Annotated in this window: 15 protein-coding genes; 5 read left to right on the top strand and 10 right to left on the bottom strand. The window is 48.8% G+C overall.

The features are described from left to right. Position 1: 1 nt before the first annotated feature. Together ACLQ7H_RS15270 and ACLQ7H_RS15265 are read right to left on the bottom strand one after the other, a co-directional pair. The gene (locus ACLQ7H_RS15270) at positions 2-1,237 is read right to left on the bottom strand and encodes an MFS transporter (protein ID WP_411753420.1); all 1,236 of its coding nucleotides are present in this window, start codon (positions 1,235-1,237) and stop codon (positions 2-4) included. Positions 1,238-1,821: 584 nt separating this feature from the next. Next, positions 1,822-2,172: a hypothetical protein gene (locus tag ACLQ7H_RS15265; protein ID WP_411753419.1), complete on the bottom strand. Its 351-nt coding sequence runs from the start codon at positions 2,170-2,172 to the stop codon at positions 1,822-1,824. Positions 2,173-2,485: 313 nt separating this feature from the next. Here ACLQ7H_RS15265 and ACLQ7H_RS15260 point away from each other — a divergent pair, with 313 nt between their 5' ends. Beyond that, on the top strand, positions 2,486-3,811 hold the full coding sequence (locus tag ACLQ7H_RS15260) for a glycoside hydrolase family 10 protein (RefSeq protein WP_411753433.1): 1,326 nt from the start codon (positions 2,486-2,488) through the stop codon (positions 3,809-3,811). A 46-nt stretch (positions 3,812-3,857) separates the two neighbouring features. Here the strand turns inward: ACLQ7H_RS15260 and blaSFDC are convergent, their stop codons facing one another. The 4 genes from blaSFDC to ACLQ7H_RS15240 form a co-directional block, all read right to left on the bottom strand. Further along, positions 3,858-5,006 carry an SFDC family class C beta-lactamase gene (gene blaSFDC, locus ACLQ7H_RS15255; protein ID WP_411753418.1) on the bottom strand — a complete coding sequence of 383 codons (1,149 nt, stop codon included), beginning with the start codon at positions 5,004-5,006 and terminating at the stop codon, positions 3,858-3,860. A 186-nt stretch (positions 5,007-5,192) separates the two neighbouring features. Further along, positions 5,193-5,639: a cyclophilin-like fold protein gene (locus ACLQ7H_RS15250; protein WP_411753417.1), complete on the bottom strand. Its 447-nt coding sequence runs from the start codon at positions 5,637-5,639 to the stop codon at positions 5,193-5,195. Positions 5,640-5,722: 83 nt separating this feature from the next. Next, a complete protein-coding gene (locus ACLQ7H_RS15245) occupies positions 5,723-6,916 on the bottom strand; it encodes an MFS transporter (RefSeq protein WP_411753416.1) in 1,194 nt (397 codons plus the stop codon). 194 nt (positions 6,917-7,110) lie between these two features. Further along, a complete protein-coding gene (locus tag ACLQ7H_RS15240) occupies positions 7,111-8,247 on the bottom strand; it encodes an alpha/beta hydrolase (protein WP_411753415.1) in 1,137 nt (378 codons plus the stop codon). Positions 8,248-8,447: 200 nt separating this feature from the next. Here ACLQ7H_RS15240 and ACLQ7H_RS15235 point away from each other — a divergent pair, with 200 nt between their 5' ends. Both ACLQ7H_RS15235 and ACLQ7H_RS15230 read left to right on the top strand, forming a co-directional pair. Continuing rightward, on the top strand, positions 8,448-9,332 hold the full coding sequence (locus ACLQ7H_RS15235) for a LysR family transcriptional regulator (protein WP_411753414.1): 885 nt from the start codon (positions 8,448-8,450) through the stop codon (positions 9,330-9,332). Positions 9,333-9,533: 201 nt separating this feature from the next. Beyond that, positions 9,534-10,430, top strand: coding sequence for a PhzF family phenazine biosynthesis protein (locus ACLQ7H_RS15230; RefSeq protein WP_411753413.1), 897 nt, complete (start codon positions 9,534-9,536; stop codon positions 10,428-10,430). Between the two features lie 1,247 nt (positions 10,431-11,677). Here ACLQ7H_RS15230 and ACLQ7H_RS15225 read toward each other — a convergent pair. Further along, positions 11,678-13,003: a hypothetical protein gene (locus tag ACLQ7H_RS15225; RefSeq protein WP_411753412.1), complete on the bottom strand. Its 1,326-nt coding sequence runs from the start codon at positions 13,001-13,003 to the stop codon at positions 11,678-11,680. A gap of 246 nt (positions 13,004-13,249) precedes the next feature. Then, a complete protein-coding gene (locus tag ACLQ7H_RS15220; RefSeq protein WP_411753411.1) occupies positions 13,250-13,633 on the bottom strand; it encodes a VOC family protein in 384 nt (127 codons plus the stop codon). Positions 13,634-13,795: 162 nt separating this feature from the next. On the opposite strand from ACLQ7H_RS15220, the gene ACLQ7H_RS15215 reads away from it, so the two are divergent. Beyond that, entirely contained in the window at positions 13,796-14,200 is a 405-nt protein-coding gene (locus ACLQ7H_RS15215) for an NUDIX hydrolase (RefSeq protein ID WP_411753410.1), read from the top strand. Positions 14,201-14,300: 100 nt separating this feature from the next. On the opposite strand, the gene ACLQ7H_RS15210 is transcribed toward ACLQ7H_RS15215, so the two are convergent. Together ACLQ7H_RS15210 and ACLQ7H_RS15205 are read right to left on the bottom strand one after the other, a co-directional pair. Next, positions 14,301-15,191, bottom strand: a complete 891-nt coding sequence (locus ACLQ7H_RS15210; RefSeq protein ID WP_411753432.1) for a hypothetical protein — start codon at positions 15,189-15,191, stop codon at positions 14,301-14,303. A gap of 215 nt (positions 15,192-15,406) precedes the next feature. Further along, complete coding sequence (locus ACLQ7H_RS15205; protein ID WP_411753409.1) at positions 15,407-15,781, bottom strand: DUF1801 domain-containing protein; 375 nt, start codon at positions 15,779-15,781, stop codon at positions 15,407-15,409. Positions 15,782-15,911: 130 nt separating this feature from the next. Here ACLQ7H_RS15205 and ACLQ7H_RS15200 point away from each other — a divergent pair. Then, on the top strand, positions 15,912-16,298 hold a 387-nt coding region (locus tag ACLQ7H_RS15200), incomplete at its 3' end, for a hypothetical protein (protein WP_411753408.1).

Below are 16,298 nucleotides of genomic sequence, written 5' to 3'. Positions count from 1 at the left end.
CTCACCACGCCGTGGTGAATTGCCGCTTACCGTGCATGCGAATAAACAGCATGCCACCAGCGAACATAGTCAGAACCTGCGATGCCACCAGCACCGAAAAGCCTGATGAGACGGTGCCAAACGTCATCATCACCAGCCCCATCAGTAAGGGAATAAATGCCGAAAAGAGATTCCCCACGCCGTTGATCAGCCCATATGCTGAACCGACGCTTTCCGCTTTGGCATGGTGCTGGATCAGGGTGGGAATAGCTGCACCTTGAGCCCCCCAACAAGCATTGGCCGATAGCAGGAACACGGCCAGCCAACCGCTTTGTGAACTCAGCATAACGCCTAGCATACAGATAGCCGTTGCCGCACCGCCAAAGGCAAAAATCAATGGCATCTGTTGTGGTCTAACGCGATCCAGGATCACCCCGCCGAGATACTTGGAGAAGATGCTGATAATAAAGGGTAACGATGCTAGCCAGCCCATTTGTTTGATGGAAAAGCCCCGCTCATTGGTCAGGTAAGCGGGTAGCCAGGAACTGGAACCCCAAAGATAGCTTAACGTTGCTATCTCAACCAGCATGATCCAGCCGAGCATTGGCGTCTTCCAAGCCAGAATGAAGGTTTGGCAGACACGTTGCAGCAGGGGTTCGCTACTGCGTTGCACCGTGCCAGTGGTTCTAGGATGGATAAACGCGCGCACCAAAAGCAGGCCGACCAGGAGATTGATTAACGCCAGGACATGGAATGACAGGGCCCAGCCAAGATGATTCATCAGGAAAGTCACCAGCGGAAAGCCAATCACTAAACCCAAAGACACGCCTAATGCAGACACCGCATTGGGCTTTCCCCGCTCATTGGCGGCGAAATGGTCACTGATGTACATGGTTTTCAACGAGAAAAGTGGCCCTTCACTGACACCGAGGAAGGCCCGCACGACCAGTAAAATGATCAACGATCCCACCAACGGAGAAGCGGCGGTAAATAGCGCCCAGAGAATGACGCTGAGGGTTAATCCTTTACGATAACCGAATAGCGTTTCCAGCAACGGCGTCAACAACATGGCAGAAAGGCCGTAACCTAGCAGGAAGGCGGTCATCAGCGTGCCTTGATAGGCGCGGTTGTCTGCCAGGTCAAAGTGATGGAGAAATTCGGGGTTAACCAGCATGACGGAGATATTTACCCGATCGGCATAGGCGATCACGATTAACAGCAATGTCGCAATAACTCCCCACCAGCGTTGTTGTCTCATGCCCTCCTCCTTGAAGAAATGTGTCAACCAAATGGTCTCTTTGATAGCCGGTAACGCCGTTTTCTCGTTAACCGTCCCCACAATTTATCGCTAAATTAATTGTTTCGACATTGTTAACATATTGTTGCATTGATATCTACGCTACTGCGGTAAGAGAGTGCCTTAATGGGGAACACTGTGGATTCTGGCTGGTGACGAATATCGAATTAGCCATGTTATTGGGATGCGGAATAGAGCATGTGGCCATTGCCGTTGATACATTGCAACAAACCAGCGTGGCCAACCTGTATGCGGCGGGTGAATGTGCCGCTAGGGGAAAATCTGTGCCACGGCGGCCAGATATCTGTTTGACTGGCCCATACCGCAACCGAGAGTGGGCATGGCTTGAGACACTGGCGGTACTTGCCCCTCACCCCAACCCTCTCCCAAAGGGCGAGGGAGTTGGTACGGTGCCGTGTTCAGGTGCAGAGGTGAACTGCGATAGAGTTGATGCAGAGAAGGAGTGCCTAATTAAATTGTGGTGCGTTCGGCCCCCTCCCAAAGGGCGAGCTCCGGGCAGTGTATCAGCCCAGAGCACAACTCTTTTATAGCCAACTGGTGTTTCTCCAGCCCTTTTTTTCCATGCAGGCAGAAAAGGCGGCTTTCCGGCTATTTATATTAACGTCCAAGGGGTAGCTTTCAACGCCTAATTTATTTTCATATTTATAACCACTGCTGTTACACCCAGCCTCATCTTTATTGCATTTCAATGTAACTTGCTTTTCAACGCTTCTGGTAGCGACCTCATTTTTAACCGGGTACCGAGCTAATGACTCAGTATCGCAAAGGTTATTCGCCTCTTGAAGGGGCAATGTTGGCGTACCTAACGGTTCCCATGTGGCAGCACAGCCTGACAGAATAATGGCGGGAAAAATGGCAAATAAGCGTTTGTTCATAAAAGTTTCTTTAGTTAAATTGAAGGAGTTATTTTGTTAACAGAGGCGCTTGTAAACATAACCTACTGAGAACGAGAACTTTATCGGACAGGTTAGTCACGGCAACGGTGAAATCCTTGGTATAGAAGACATCATAGTGTAACGGATTTAAACGGCAGATTAACGGCCGTACTCCAACTCCTTGGGAGGAAACGATGCAGCAGGTTACGACAACAGGCCGGCGTCCGATCAATCTGGCCTACCGGTATTGACTAAAATTCGAATAATAAGAGAATGATAAGATTGTTTAGATAATCAATAGAAGCCGGAGCGAATCATCGCCTGTTCTCGTCGCTTTACCAAAGTTAAACAGCTAGGCGTACTGCTTGCCGGTGTGCTTTCACTGGCCAGTTGCACCTCCGAACCTGCTAAATCCTTAGTCACTCCGTTGCCTTCTGTGGCAAAACAGCCACTAGCGGATAAATCACAGCCCAACCAGGAACCGGTGCGCGGCATCTGGCTGACGACAGTTTCCCGTCTAGACTGGCCGCCAGAGGCATCGATAACGGCCAGCAGCCCTGCCACCCGCATCCGCCAACAACAGGAAGCGCTAATAGGCAAGCTGGATAAACTGAAGACGCTGGGTATCAACACCGTTTTTTTTCAGGTTAAACCTGATGGCACTGCCCTATGGGCGTCAAAAATTTTGCCATGGTCAGATATGCTGACGGGGAATATCGGTGATGATCCAGGCTATGATCCGCTGCAGTTTATGCTGGATGAAGCCCACAAGCGTGGCATGAAAGTCCATGCCTGGTTTAACCCCTACCGGGTGTCTGTTAACACCAAGCCTGCAACCATTGATAAACTGAACCGCACACTGTCACGACAGCCTGCCAGCGTCTATGTGCTGCACCCCGACTGGATCCGTACCGCAGGCGACCGATTTGTGCTCGACCCGGGTATCCCGGAGGTGCGGGACTGGATCACCAGCATCGTGGCCGAAGTGGTTGCCAATTATGATATTGATGGTGTGCAGTTTGATGATTACTTCTATGCTGAGTCCCCGGGATCCGTGCTCAACGACAGCCAGACCTTCAAAAGATATGGTCAACATTTTGGCTCTAAAGCGGACTGGCGACGAGACAATACTCGGCAATTGGTGGCGCAGATTTCTCGTACTACCAAGAAGTTGAAGCCCAACGTAGAATTTGGTGTCAGCCCTTCTGGCGTGTGGCGTAACAGCTCACATGATACGGCAGGTTCCAATACGCGAGGTGCTGCGGCCTATGATGAATCTTATGCCGACACCCGCAGTTGGGTACAGCTTGGATTGCTGGATTACATTGCCCCGCAGCTGTATTGGCCCTTCGCGCGCGACGCGGCCCGTTATGATGTGCTCGCCAAATGGTGGGCGAATGTGGTGACCTCCACCAATACGCGCCTTTATATCGGCGTTGCACTGTACAAAGTTGGTGTGCCGTCAAAGAACGAGCCTGATTGGATGATCAACGGTGGCGTACCGGAGCTGCAAAAGCAGCTGGATTTGAACGAGTCCGTATCGCAAATTAAAGGCACGATCCTGTTCAGAGAGAACTATCTCAATCAACCTCAGACCCAGCAGGCCGTCAGTTACCTGAAAAGTCGTTGGGGTAGTTGAGAGATTTAGGGGGCAATATGCCCCCCTGAGACTGCTGGTCTAAAAATTACTGCTGCAACGCCTCAAGAATGCGGTAAGCCGCCTCGACCCGCACAGGGTTAGGATAATTTTTGTTCGCCAACATCACGATGCCGAGATCCTGTTGAGGAATGAAGGCGACGTAACTGCCAAATCCGCCGGTTGAGCCAGTTTTATGCACCCAGGAGGCGCTTGATAGTGGCGCTGGCGGAGTGATTTTGGTGACGCTCAACGGTGCCAGTGCGGTTTTATTATCGCTACCCTCGACCACGGTCTTCGCTTTAACCGGCCAGTTCAGCATCTCCCAGCCCAACCCCTGATACATATCACCGCCGTGCCAGTAGCGCGATTGTGCCAGCGTAATCCCCTTTTGCAGCGAAGCATCTTTCACTTTGGCTGGTGCCATGTTGGCTTGTACCCAGCTTGCCATATCCTCTATCGACGACTTCACGCCATAGGCTTCGGCATCAAACATGCCCGGAGAAACGTGAACCGCCTTTCCCTCGCGATAGCCCCAGGCGTAATGCTTTTCTTCCTGCTGCGGCACGTTTATCCAGGTATGCGATAGCTTCAACGGTTGGAACACACGTTTGGTCATCGCCTGTTCAAAACTCATGCCTGACGGTTTGACCATCAGCGCGCCAAACAGGCCAATACTGGCGTTTGAGTAAAGGCGCTTGGCACCCGGAGCCCACTGCGGTTGCCAGGTTTGATAGTAATTCTGCAGCGACGCTTCATCGGTCACATTGTCCGGTATCTGTAGCGGTAAGCCACCGGCAGTATAGGTTGCCAGATGCAGCAGACTGATCCCTTGCCATTGCTTGCCCGACAGCGCTGGCCAGTACTTGCTCGCCGGATCGCTTAGGTTGATTTCACCGCGAGCAATGGCATCTCCGCCTAGTACCCCTGTGAACGTTTTACTGACCGAACCGAGCTCGAATAAGGTCTGCTGCGTGACAGGCTGCTTGCCGGCAACGTCTGCCAATCCCCAGGTGAAGTAGTAAGGCTGACCCTGATAAATCACTGCCACCGCCATGCCTGGAATGGCCTGCTCTTTCATCAATGGCGCAACGGTGCGATTAACAATGTCGGCTATTTGTTTTTCCGTTTGCGGTGCTGCAAACACTGAACCTGAGGTGGCGAGCAACAGTACACAGGATAGGGATTTCTTCAACATTGCGATTTTCCGTCATTGAGGGTTAAAGGTGCTATCAGACGCGCTTAGTGTGTAGAACTTGATGATGGGCGGCAAATGGTAAAATTTAGCAGCAGTTAAAAGTTTTTCTAATGGCTTGGGGGATAGCCGATGGCGTTAAATCAAGCAGTCATGCGCTTTACGTACAATAGTTCTCAAAGTGTAAAACTAATTACCCTTGGTGAAATGGACTTTAACATCGCCATTACCCACACTGCTTTTCAGGTTATCAGTGGCAATTAACTTACCAATGGGGGTGTAGCTGTATGATGTCTGAAATGTCTCGTAAAAAAGTACCAGGGTTTGCCGGCCATATAGCATGAGATCTCCCTCATGAAGGGTTCCGGGTCTGATCTGATGAGGGGATAAGGACTGAGATAGGTCAGCGAATTTCTCATTGCCGTTTAGCTCCCCCATAGTCATTGTCAGGGGGAGTTGTTGAATAAACGCTTTTGCTGTCGGATTATCCGCAAGCTCAACGGCAAAAGTCTGTTGAGCTATTGCCATTTTGATAGTCATCAGGTGCTCCTTACTTGACTCGGCCGGGTCACTGGCATGAACAGGAAACCCACTGTTCGCGGCCAGGAAGATGGATAGAACCAGCTGTTTTTTCATCAACTCTCTCTCGCAAATGTGCCGTACCTATTCAGATGCGGTTTTAACATTATCTCAAATGGCATGGTGAATAAGCTCCCCCTCTAATGTGCGTGGTGTGTTTTACGTGATGTCAGGAATGTCAGCCCTGCCGCGACGAGAAGCAGCCCACAGCTCAGGAAAAAAGTGCTCTGCCAGCCGGTGTGGTCAAACGTAAGGCCACCGAGCGTGGAGCCCAGCGCGATGGAGAGCTGGATCACGGCGACCATCAGGCCGCCGCCAACTTCGGCATCATCCGGTAGCGTGCGGGCTACCCATGTCCACCATCCGGTTGGCGCAGCAGTCGCAATCAGCCCCCAAAAACCCAACAGCGGCGCAACTATCCAAACGTTATGACCCGACAGCACCAGCGTTCCTGCAATGACGGCCATCAGCAATGGGATTGCTATCAGCGTCGGATAAAAGCCCGCGTTTAAAAAGCGGCTAATCACCAGCGTGCCAATAAAACCCGCCACGCCAATGATCAACAAAATGAGTGATAGCTGGGTGATCTCCACCTGCGTCACGGTTTCAAGGAACGGGCGTACGTAGGTGAATAATGAGAACTGCCCCATGAAGAACAGACCGCAAGCCAACAGACCAACTGCGACGACTGGACGGGTAAACAGACAAAAAACAGAGCCGCCTGACCTCGAGCTTTTGTCTGTTTCCATCGTGGGCAAACTGAAACACTGCCAGATAAAGGCAACTATCGCCACCGGAACCAGGCACAAAAAAGCCCCACGCCACCCGATGGTTGCCCCAAGGTAGCTACCAAGCGGCGCAGCCACGACAGTCGCCAGCGCGTTACCACCGTTAAAAATGGCCAAAGCACGTGCTACCTGATGCTGCGGCACAAGGCGAATAGCCGTTGCCGCGGACATTGACCAGAATCCACCGATAGCGATACCAATCAGTGCGCGCCCTACCATGTAGATCAAATAGCCAGAAGCCAAGGCGATAATTATCCCTGACATTGCCATGAGAAACGTCATCCCTAACAGAAGATATTTACGATTCATATTTCCGGCGACAGCAGATATTGACAGACTGGTTAATACTGCCAACGCACCAGAGATAGCGATCCCTTGGCCTGCCAGCCCTTCCGTTACCTGCAAGTCTTTGGCAATAGGTGTTAGCAGGCTGACCGGCATAAACTCCGAGGCGATGAGTACAAAAATGCACAAGGTCATAGCAAAAACCCCGCTCCAGTGTGCATTCTCTTTATTGTGTGGGGTTTTTGGGTTCAGTATGGACATTATCAACATCTCGGCATATCGTCTCGGCCCTATTCAGTCATACTTGGGACGGACGCTATTCATGGAGTAACGGTTAAAATTATGAGTAACATTGAAGAGCGATGTTATGCAGTAACACCAGGCTGGGCTGAGGCCAGAATTAAGGCCACCTGTATATTACAGCTAGCCTGTTAAAACCTTCCTGGCTCAGGTTTTTATCTTAAACTGGTCTTGAAAAACCGTTCAAAACTGGCAAAAGGTATCTTACCGGCAACATTATCGTATAAGTCTACATGGTTTGCCCCAGGGACAATCACCAGCTGTTTCTCCCTGCTGCCGACCGCTTTATAAGCTTCTTGCGCAAAATAGCGTGAGTGTGCCTTTTCCCCCGTAACGATCAACGTAGGGATGGTGATTTCATTTGCATAGCTAAGCAACGGCATATTCATAAACGATAAAGGCATTGTCGCATTCCATGCGCTAGTAGAGTTAACGGAACGTTCATGGAAACCGCGTGGCATCCGGTAATAATCAAAAAACTCTTTCAGTACCGGGTTGGGATTCGCGGGTAAAGTTTCCGGCAAAATACGTTCGGAAGCGCTTACGTTGCCATTCTTGTCCACATAGATGTCGTGACCCGCGCGTGCGATAGTGCCGTTTTCCGCATCCTTCCAGCGCTGCTCGTTCAGATACTGCAATACCGCACGGCGATCGGCAGTTGAATAACGGTCTTTGCCCTCTCCTACACCATGACCCATCGCCCGGCTCATGTCATACATCACGCTGGTCGCAACCGCCTTAACGCGTGTATCCATTGCCGCGACATTTAGTGCCATCCCACCCCAGCCGCAGATGCCGAGTAAACCGATACGGTTACGATCCACCTCTTTTTGTAATCCAAGGAAATCAACCGCCGCGCTAAAGTCCTCGCTGTTGATATCCGGAGAGGCGACATTACGGGGAAAACCACCGCTTTCACCCGTGTAAGAGGGATCGAATGCCAACGCAACAAATCCCTGCTCAGCCAGTGTTTGCGCATACAGACCGCTGGATTGCTCTTTGACCGCGCCAAACGGGCCACTTACTGCAATTGCAGCAAGTTTGCGTTCTCCCCGTTCTTTGGGAATGTAAAGATCGCCGACTAAAGTAATCCCATACCGATTCTGGAATGTCACCTTACGGTGTTCGACCTTATGACTCTCGGCGAAGGTTTTATCCCATTTTCCTATCGTAGAAACAGGCGCATTCGGATTGGCTTTACTATCGTAGCTTATTGTTGCAGATGCACTTAATGAAGATAGCAGCAACATGGTAGGTATAGCGGATGTCAGTCTTCTGGTGAAAACACTCATGAAAAGTTCCCCTGAAAAACAAGATGTAGGTACAGGTTTCATACGGACAACGCTGCTGTGCTTTGTTTCCATGGGCTCATTATAGTTAGCAGATATAGTGCTGATTAGCGGGTAAAAAGTGCTAAAATTAATACCATATTGTTATAAATGGATATGCTGTAGCGGGCATGACTCTTGGCCTGATGCCTGAGGATACGTTGATGGCGAAACGGGAAAACTATAATGAGCTCTACCTGTTTATGCAGGTGGTGCGGGAAGGCAGTTTCACTGCAGCTGCAAAACGGCTTGGGCTTGCACAATCGGGGATCAGCCGTTCTGTTCGCGAACTTGAAGAAAGACTGGGTGTACGGCTTCTGGTCCGAACCACGCGCAGGCTATCGTTGACACAGGCAGGTGAGCAACTTTACCAGACGGCAGAGTCTGGATTTGATGCTTTAGATATGGGGCTTGCCACGCTGGCACATTATCGTCAGACCCCATCCGGTACTGTTCGCATCAATGCCAGCCAGCACGCGATTGATAAATTTCTTTTGCCGAAGCTGGCGGTATTTAAACAACGTTACCCTGACATCAGGTTAGAACTGATCAGTGAAAGCCGTTTTGTCGATATTATCGCTGAGAGGTTCGATGCCGGAGTACGCCTGGGGCCAGAGGTTGGCAATGGCATGGTCGCGGTGCGTATTACGCCTGATATGGAGATGGCCGTTGTTGCCACACCCGAACATTTCCGGCGCTACGGCTTTCCGCAAACACCGGCGGATTTAGTGATACATCCCTGTATTGCCTATCAGTTTGCCGACGGAAGTCTGTACCAGTGGGAGCTCAATCAGGACGATAAAAAAATACTGCACCGGCCACAGGGGCAGTGGGTTTTTTCTGACAGCTATATGGAAGCAGAAGCAGCCAGGCTAGGTCTGGGGCTAGCTTATGTCCCTGAGGAGCTGGTTGCGGATGATTTAGAGCGTGGCGGCCTTATCAGAGTGTTGCAACGTTATAGCCAGCGCCTGGGAGGTTCATTCCTTTATTACCCTCATCGCAATGTATCACCTGCTCTGCGAGCCGTAATTGATACATTGAAAATTTGATGTTTAGCAATGACCTATACCACGACGATTTGGACATTGCCATTTACGTTTCTGGAATGGCAGCGAGGGCGATGAACATTAACCGTTTACCTCAAATAGCGGTAGGATGTCCCAAAACCCAACCATTTTAAGGCATTAGCAATTGATGTCAGTCATTTAATAGCGCTATCATCAAGCCTGGTATCTAGCGGATTACGGTAAATGTTCAGAAGAGATGATGTGAAACCACGCGCCTACAAACAGGTAGATGTATTTACCACTTCACCTTTGCAGGGGAATCCCTTGGCGGTGATCCTGGATGCGGAGGGGTTGAATGAAATGCAGATGCTTTCATTAGCTCGCTGGACCAACCTTTCGGAAACGACGTTTGTTTTCAAATCGACTAATCCGCTGGCAGATTATCTAGTACGCATTTTCACCCCCGAAAAAGAGTTGCCCTTTGCCGGGCATCCGACATTGGGTACGGCCCATGCATTACTGGAGGCTGGGTTGGTGACCAAACAGCCGGGGGTGGTGATGCAAGAATGCGGGGTTGGCCTGGTTGCGGTCAATATCTTACCTGAAGGAACGCTGGCGTTTTCCGCCCCTGCGGTAACGCTTCGAACGCTGGCTGCTGAGGAAAGGGAAACGCTAATGGCCGCCCTTCAGCCTGCGGTTATTGCAACTGATACGATGCCGGTGATTGCTGACATGGGCATTCGCTGGCTGATAGTACGTATGCCAAGCGCTCAATCCTGCCTGACGATGACGCCGGATCAAGCCATAATTAAACAGTTGCAAACGGATCATCATGTTGATGGTGTAGTAATTTATGGTGCCTATTCATCGGGCGAGCCAGCCGATTACGAAATGCGAGCGTTTCTGGTTGAATGGGATAAGTTGGTTGAGGATCCGGTGACTGGCAGTGCCAATGCGTGCCTGGCCCGTTTGTTGAAGGCCAATAACTTCCCCGACGGCGGCTCGACGGCACAGGGGTATCAGGTTCGACAAGGTACCCAACTACATCGCGATGGCCGGGTTAGCATTCGCTTTATTGACGGTGAGCCATGGATTGGTGGGCGGAGCTGTACGCTGATTAATGGCTGGTTAAATATTTAGGTGTGTTTCAATATTCGTCTACATGATGGGTGTTTTTATTATGTTAACTTCAGATGCACGTTATCTACTTTTCGCCATGTAATAGTGCGCAACATCCAACTACGCATTCACTGTCAGCAGTTGGCCCACCCTATTTATCATGGTTATGCTGAGAGATGAAACCCCAAAGATAGGCTCGGAGCATCACGTCGGCTATGAGCTGTGAAGCAGACGTTGGCAGTGACCATAAATCATAACAGCCAAAATGACGGTTAGTTAAGTAGTGGAGATTCCTTTTGCCATTCAGCCGTTTGCTATAAACTTACCTGGTTAGCTGTATAAGGACTATGCAATCTCACGGTCATTTAACTTAGGTAACTCAGAATGCCAATCTCTATTAAAACGACAAAAAATACCCGCACAGGCATCAGAGGGGTTCAACGATATGGAGCAATGTATCGCTGGCGTGTTGATGCTACCAGATTCAGAATTCTTACAGGACAAGATCCAACACCGCCATTCATTGCCCGTCTTAATGAGAGTAAATCCGGGTGTGTAGACTCTGTTCGTTTTCATACGATTGAGGATGCTGGTGATGACCTTTGCCGGTTCTTAAAAGCTATGACTGGGGTCTCATTCGAGTATCAATGATCTGTACGCCTTGCTCGCTTAATGACGTCTGCTCTGAGCGAGGTGCGGACGCTATTACCAACTTCAGCTATTGTGGTTTACGAAGTTGTGCTTAGGGTGTCTCCTGGTAGAAGCTAGCGAGAAAGATCTATTGTTTTTCTTATCGCATAATGCCTATATGGGTAGTAATTTCGACTAACGGAGGAATCAATGTCCCATTCGTCATCAAGAAGAAAAGTTTTAGACACTGAAGGCCTCCTTGCGCACAGAGCGTCACACGCACGGAGTTGCGCTAACCACGTTGCGAATAGATTGCGAATCACCCGCAGCGAGCTATTGATGAAAGTTGAGAAAGATTCAGGAGCAAGTTTGGTATCGCCGCTTACAGAAGATGAGTTAATGAAAGCATTTCATTATATGGAAAACCTTTAGGAGCGACTACTGTGAGCGAAAAGCGGAAGTTTACACTCCGCTTTGTAGTAGAAAGTCAGGCGCCGCAGTAAATGATTACTAAAAGCCGTTCTCAAAAGTGAACCATTGCTGTGTAGTAAAACATGAGTATTTTGAAGAGACCCCATGTTCAGTTTATGGGGAAATTAATAGCATTACGAGTAATTATTTTACGTACAGAAGCCTTGCTAATGATTGGCATTTCGAGATTCCAGGCTGTTTTCCACTTGCTCAGGCATGAACATTCTTTTTGGGGTTTTCTCAAAAAAACGGATATGAAACATCGATGAAAAATTGCTAGGCCGAATGCGTACCCAGGGATCAGCTAGTTCTTCGTCAGTAAACTCTGCAGGAATATGTGGTTCAAATACAGTTGTGTCTATAGAAAAATCATCGGAACAAAACTCCTGTATTTTGTAGCCGTCAGAGTATATATGAATCACTTTTAACTTTTCCGCTAAAGACTTATTCATTAATGGGAGGTACATCGCTTCATCCAGATCTTTTAGTGAAATAGTTGGCATATATCTAATGAAGCTGTCTTTCCGGTAGGAAATGCTAATAAACTCAACATCATCCATACCTATGGATGATCCCTCCCCGGCCTGAATATATTTATCATCATCTTTAGTCTCCTCATCATCTTTGGCTATTTCTTTTTCCAAATCAATATGATGTTCCCACTGCCCCGATGAAATACCGTGTTTAATACCAGCATGCTCCAATGAAAAATCTCCCTTGACGTCTCTTCTCATTCTATTTGATTTATCTGATGAGCCAAAAATAATCCCAAAAATATTTTTTTTGATTTCCTTTAAATTCATAAAACAAAAAGCTCTAAAATGGCCAATTGTTTCGGCTGGATATTTTTCTTTGAGTTCAAAGGATATAGTAAAATGGTGAAGAGGGCTATTTGACTCTTCCAAAAACAACAATCTACCTATCCCGCTTTCAATGTTTTTAAATCCACTGGATATTACTTGCTGTATATCATCACCCCATTGTGCAAAAAAACTAGCCTGCTCGGCCTCCGAAAGAGGAATGTTTAAGTATTGAAACCTTATTGAGAAGCCGTCGGGATTATCTAACGATATTCTAATTCTTTCACGATCGAAAATTTCGCAGTGATTAACACTTGAAGTTCGTGCAATATTAATCAGCGCGTCTTTCTCTCCAATGGTCAAATTTATATTTGTGAAAAACACAAACGCATCCAATTCGTTATTGGAAGATAAAGCACTTTTCAAGTCACTTGTGAATTTTACAAGAATACTCTTTTTTTGTTCGCTTGAATCGTTAGCTTGATTTACAAAACCAACTGCACCATATGCTATTTGGGTTTCTCTATATACGGCCTCAAGATCTCGCCCTCCATCACGTCCGCCCCGTGGGTGTCTAGGGCGTACATCAGAGTATCTCTGGTCAATAGAAAGAATAGCCCTACACATCTGCTCACGATGTAATTGATTTGTATCCAAGTAAGACTTGATCCTTTCGTCAGTTTGATAAGGCATATTCTGACCTCTCTCTAGATGTTGAATAAAAGTTGTGCAGCTTCCAGCATATCAAAAATACTTCAAATTAATAGAATTTACTACGGAGTAACGGCTAGTACGAAAATACTCTGCCCAAAACTAAGACACAAGTATCCTGCTCTCAGTTGATTAACACACTGTGATGTTTGCAATGTCCGCTCCTGGCACTGAGCTGACTGTCCGGTCTGATTGGACTCACAGCAAATTCATAGCGAATAAACCACTCTATTCGAGCTCCTGGCCAACCACAATTCTATGGCCCTCAGGAGTCCCTACGGTAAATTCACGCATGCCATGCGGTTTATCAACGGGTGGAACCAGTATGATCGCCCCCTTGCTGACAAACTCTTCATAAAGAGTCTGGGCATCATCGACATACAGATAAGCAAAATAGTTATGATCGCCGGTATCAGAGGGTGACATGGCATCCGGTGAATGGCCTAACATGATACGCACACATCCCCTGGTGGCTAGTTGCCAGCCCATCCCCTCCGGCCATGCCAAGTCAAATCCCAAGACATCGCAAAAATATGCAGAGCTTTTTTTGAGATCGCGAACTGCGATCACAAATGAACTGGACTGAAAGCTGGCAGCAGGTTTAGTCATCATGTAGTTCCATTTCTAGATTTTGTAAGACCAGAGGGTAGCACAGGTTAGAGGATCTGCTTTACCTGACTAACATGGATACCCCGGCTAGGAATCACCCTCCCTACTCTGGTACATTTGATGCCTTCATGCGGGGTGATTTTATACCATACAACGGGGTTCAGAATGTCAGAGAGTAAGCAAATTCATATAGCTGCGGCTGTGATAACCGATCAAGCTGGCCGGGTCCTTCTGGTCAGAAAACGCAACACGCTGTGGTTTATGCAGCCGGGTGGAAAAATTGAACCCGGTGAGCGGCCTGAAGTGGCACTTGCACGTGAGTTGAAAGAGGAACTGAATGCCTCCTTCACCCCTGATGAAATGGTCCCACTAGGGCGCTTCACGGATATTGCAGCAAACGAGCCTGGGCATATGCTGTTTGCTGATATGTTCAAAATCAGCACTGAAGAGACCCACTTTTTGCCCGCTGCAGAAATCGAAGAAGTGATATGGTTTGAACCTTCTAGCAACCAGGCATTGCAACTGGCCCCACTAACCAAAAATCATATTCTTTCTCTGTTGGATCGTTAATGGGTCATTGGCAGTATCAGCCTCTTTTCCATGGCAATTCATTAGAAAAGGACAATGTCTTGCATTCGCCGTGAGGCTTTCTTTTCTCAGCAACTGATACCTATTTCTTCGCCAACCAGGGGGACGTCGTGCTCCAGAAAATGATATCTGCACCAAGATAGTCTTCTGCGAATTGTACAAACTCCTCCTTGCTAAATGGCTTGCCCGTATTGGGGTTCCTGTAGGTCAAGGTGGGCTCCTGCACAGCCATGGCAACGAGTGCCAGCTTATTTTTGTATTTGTTGAAGAACGGATATGAGTTCTTCATTTGCGCTTTGCGGTTGGGAACAATATCTGGACCGCCAAGTCCAATGTTATTGGCACTTGCGAACTCAAACAGTTGGCCCATGTAATTGTGGTCGTTGTTCCATTCGCACGGCCAGAAATTTACATATTGCACCACATGTGATTTGGTGAACACCTTGCGCGCAAAGGTGAGATTTTCCATTTCGCCTGCGAAATAGTTATCGCAGGAAAATCCCTTGGGTAGCTTTTTCTCGTCAAGATCAATGGCTGTTTCGGGTAAGTTCACCCCATAGACTCGGCCATCGAAACGCTCGGCAAGCGCTGCCAACAGAGCCTGATAACGTTGGCGCACAGCTGGATCCCACTGCTGTGCCACCCACCCCGAGCCAATCGGCTTTCCTTCGCCAGGATTGTCAAATTGTGGCGATATCCCACCACCGTACCTGGCATCATTCATCAGATAATCAGGAACGTATCGGGCATTCTGTTCGAAAAACCGATCTTGGATCTGGATGAAAAGTTTTTTCTTGGCTAGCTTGAGACGAGCCAGATCCTGCTCAATCTGCGAAAAGTTGTATTTGTCCTTCTCAGGTTCGAGTGAGCGCCAGTTGTAAACGATCTGCGCACCACCAATGTCGCTACGCGCCATAATGACTGACACCGCTTCAAGATCGCCGGAGCTGGTATAGACAAAGTTTGCTGGCATTTTAGCTAATACGGGCAGTGTCGCAGTAAGCAATGTTATTGCGACAGTGAGCCTAATGCGTATGGTCACGAGATTATCCCTTTTTGAAGGTTCGGATTGCTGAATTTGTAGGTGTTGAGCTGTAAAGTAATACTAACCTTTTGATTATTATTACGGAAGATGCCTGCACCCACCCCATCATTGTGAGCCCGGTGAGGGTTTGCATCAGTCTCAAGTTACCTCACCTTCTTCTTACGCAGATTAAACTCAACCGCCTCCTGCACCAGAGCCGTTAAGGCTTTTGAATCCACCGTATCCTCTGCAAAGAAATCAATCGCCCGCCACGCGTTACCATCCAGGCCAGCGTTAAACAGCTTATTGGCATCTGCCAGGTTGGCTCCGTGGTAAAAGGTTAGCTTTACCTTTGCTTTATGGGCATTAGCGACCGCGATAATGCCGTGATGCGACCACACCGGGCTTCCTCTCCACTTCCATTCCTCAATGATTTCCGAGTCAGCCGCAACAATGCACTTACGGATTTCCGCCAAGGTCTTCCCACGCCAGTCGGTCAGCGCTGCGATAAGTTGGTCAATCTGTAACGAGGCATCCATCAAAGTTCTCCAGGCACAATGTAACCTAGCATTCAGTTTAGTCATCTTCCCGCGGCTGGTGGAGCCTATCCAGCGTACCTCGAATCGGATAGTATTCCCCCACTGAAGGAATAATCAAAAGCAGCGATCCATGGACATCTCAGACTTAAGCCAAGCCCGCAGTAACACCGTCAGTAAGCTCCTCAATGCGCCAGATTTTGCTGCCCTGCTGATTGAACACGGCTGGGCGGCGTTCCCGGATCGTTTTCTCAAAGCCGTCGCTAACTCGAAGGACACCACCACGCAGACCCTGCTTGATATGCTGCCTGCGCTTTCGCTGGAACTGAAAATCCAGGTGGCGCAGCAAAGCAAGCAGCCATTTATTGTCCCCTGCATGATATGGCCAGAGTTGGTCTGGCGTTGGCAGCCTTGGGAGTATGCCAGCGAAACTTTGGCATGGGAGGCGTTAACCTCAGGCTTTTCTGCGCTGATTGAGGGGCTTGTCAGCCGGCCTATGGCATCGATAGCGGATCAAGAC

This window comes from Serratia sp. (in: enterobacteria) (assembly GCF_046715635.1).
GTDB lineage: Bacteria > Pseudomonadota > Gammaproteobacteria > Enterobacterales > Enterobacteriaceae > Chania.
This window is presented reverse-complemented; position numbering and strand designations above follow the sequence as displayed.

Bases quoted from the DNA above. Each gene is read 5' to 3' on its own strand.
- ACLQ7H_RS15270 (WP_411753420.1), bottom strand. From the start codon at position 1,237: ATGAGACAACAACGCTGGTGGGGAGTTATTGCGACATTGCTGTTAATC.
- ACLQ7H_RS15265 (WP_411753419.1), bottom strand. From the start codon at position 2,172: ATGAACAAACGCTTATTTGCCATTTTTCCCGCCATTATTCTGTCAGGC.
- blaSFDC (WP_411753418.1), bottom strand. From the start codon at position 5,006: ATGTTGAAGAAATCCCTATCCTGTGTACTGTTGCTCGCCACCTCAGGT.
- ACLQ7H_RS15250 (WP_411753417.1), bottom strand. From the start codon at position 5,639: ATGAAAAAACAGCTGGTTCTATCCATCTTCCTGGCCGCGAACAGTGGG.
- ACLQ7H_RS15245 (WP_411753416.1), bottom strand. From the start codon at position 6,916: ATGTCCATACTGAACCCAAAAACCCCACACAATAAAGAGAATGCACAC.
- ACLQ7H_RS15240 (WP_411753415.1), bottom strand. From the start codon at position 8,247: ATGAGTGTTTTCACCAGAAGACTGACATCCGCTATACCTACCATGTTG.
- ACLQ7H_RS15235 (WP_411753414.1), top strand. From the start codon at position 8,448: ATGGCGAAACGGGAAAACTATAATGAGCTCTACCTGTTTATGCAGGTG.
- ACLQ7H_RS15230 (WP_411753413.1), top strand. From the start codon at position 9,534: ATGTTCAGAAGAGATGATGTGAAACCACGCGCCTACAAACAGGTAGAT.
- ACLQ7H_RS15225 (WP_411753412.1), bottom strand. From the start codon at position 13,003: ATGCCTTATCAAACTGACGAAAGGATCAAGTCTTACTTGGATACAAAT.
- ACLQ7H_RS15220 (WP_411753411.1), bottom strand. From the start codon at position 13,633: ATGATGACTAAACCTGCTGCCAGCTTTCAGTCCAGTTCATTTGTGATC.
- ACLQ7H_RS15215 (WP_411753410.1), top strand. From the start codon at position 13,796: ATGTCAGAGAGTAAGCAAATTCATATAGCTGCGGCTGTGATAACCGAT.
- ACLQ7H_RS15210 (WP_411753432.1), bottom strand. From the start codon at position 15,191: ATGCCAGCAAACTTTGTCTATACCAGCTCCGGCGATCTTGAAGCGGTG.
- ACLQ7H_RS15205 (WP_411753409.1), bottom strand. From the start codon at position 15,781: ATGGATGCCTCGTTACAGATTGACCAACTTATCGCAGCGCTGACCGAC.